Consider the following 958-nt stretch of genomic DNA (forward strand, 5'->3'; position numbering starts at 1 on the left):
TAAAGGACGAGAAGGGAATTGCCTAGAAATAGAGCGCCTTTGCCGCGATGCTCACGCCAAAGGCGTGCTTATGTTCTAAAGCTCCCTTAATCTTTCTGTGAGGCATTTTTAGTTGATAGGCGAAAATGGATTACTTAGAAATTAAGATGCAATCACAATAGATTACCGCGCGTTTTATGACTAGGTATCAGCTCACAGTGTGGCAGGTTATCGATTTGCAGCGTAGCTGCTTCGTTCCGATAAAAAAAGACAAAGGTTTAAGTATTAGAGAAACCGCTAAGCGCTTTTGTATAGGTTCTGCCACTGTATCACGCTGGATTAAGCAAATTAAACCTAAACCTGCAGCTTCCCGTAGTAGAAAGATTGATAAATCCGCATTAGAAAAAGATGTTAGACAATATCCGGATGCTTATCAAAGGGAGCGAGCCATTCGCTTTGGTGTTTGTCAAAAAGCGATTTGGCAAGCTCTTAAAAAATTGTCCATTACCTATAAAAAAAACATTCAGCCACCCTAAGGCAGATGAAAATTTACGAAAATCGTTTCGTCAAAAAGTAGAAACTTATCGAGAACAAGAAAAACCGCTCGTCTTCATTGATGAAAGTGGATTTTCTTATGATCTCCCACGCAATCATGGCTATTCTCCGAAAGGCCAACCCTGTTATGGTTGTAAGGATTGGTTAGCTAAAGGACGAACTAACGCCATTGGCGCTCTCCTAGGAACAACATTACTGACGGTAACGTTATTTGACGGAAATATTAATAGTCTACGAGTTTCGCACCAATAAGAAAACGCTCTATTTTTAAGTTTAATTCAGCATAATATATAAATAGAAAAAATCTCATAAATTAAAAACAACTTATTGTAATTTAAGTGAATTTATACGTCTTAGTAAGTTAAAGATTAATCATTGTTTTGAAGCCATTTCTAGAATTTTATATGCCCGTGCGAAACTCGTG

2 protein-coding genes are annotated in these 958 nt (G+C 37.7%); both read left to right on the forward strand.

The window, feature by feature from the left end; all coding sequences use genetic code 11:
* Nucleotides 1-176 precede the first annotated feature (176 nt).
* The gene (locus H1X92_RS00505; RefSeq protein WP_225507822.1) at nucleotides 177-515 is read left to right on the forward strand and encodes an IS630 transposase-related protein; all 339 of its coding nucleotides are present in this window, start codon (nucleotides 177-179) and stop codon (nucleotides 513-515) included.
* Complete coding sequence (locus H1X92_RS00510; RefSeq protein WP_180558373.1) at nucleotides 439-786, forward strand: transposase; 348 nt, start codon at nucleotides 439-441, stop codon at nucleotides 784-786. The genes H1X92_RS00505 and H1X92_RS00510 overlap by 77 nt, the downstream gene beginning before the upstream one ends.
* Nucleotides 787-958 lie beyond the last annotated feature (172 nt).

Source organism: Arsenophonus endosymbiont of Apis mellifera (assembly GCF_903968575.1).
GTDB classification, from domain to species: domain Bacteria; phylum Pseudomonadota; class Gammaproteobacteria; order Enterobacterales; family Enterobacteriaceae; genus Arsenophonus; species Arsenophonus apicola.

What these genes read in the sequence shown, in the direction of transcription:
- H1X92_RS00505 (WP_225507822.1), top strand. Translation starts at nt 177, where the DNA reads ATGACTAGGTATCAGCTCACAGTGTGGCAGGTTATCGATTTGCAGCGT.